A 404-nucleotide genomic window follows, 5' to 3' on the forward strand; every position below is an offset into this window, starting at 1 on the left:
GCGTATCCGAGATGCCCATAAATTCAGGGTGCGCGCCCAGATCATTGGCCGCAACGGTAAAGGCAGACCTCGTTCTGGTCGAAGTCTTTTCGAATAAAAGCGCAATATTCTTGTTTTCAAGATACTTGTGCGGAATGTTCTTTTTTTTCAGATCCTTCAAGTGGAGCGCAAAATCTACCAAGTACTCAAGTTCTTTTTTGTTAAAATCAATTTCTTTCAGATAAGATTTTCCGTAAAAATGATTCATGCATAATCCCCCTATGCTACCAAAATATTTTCAAGCGTTTCGGTAATGATTTCAATGCCGGCCATAAGTTCAGATGCCGGAGTAATCAGTGGCGGAAGCAGGCTAAGGGTGTTGCCGCGCGCACTGAGCGTCAAAAGTCCCTTATCTTGTAGAAGCG

The 404-nt window shown here is 43.3% G+C and carries 1 pseudogene; it reads right to left on the reverse strand.

Annotated features, from left to right (window positions below):
- Positions 1 to 247, reverse strand: a pseudogene (locus KJQ99_RS10015) (hypothetical protein); the annotation flags it as partial.
- Positions 248 to 404 lie beyond the last annotated feature (157 nt).

The sequence above is a fragment of the Campylobacter sp. 2018MI13 genome, from assembly GCF_018501135.1.
In the GTDB taxonomy this organism is placed as follows: domain Bacteria; phylum Campylobacterota; class Campylobacteria; order Campylobacterales; family Campylobacteraceae; genus Campylobacter_E.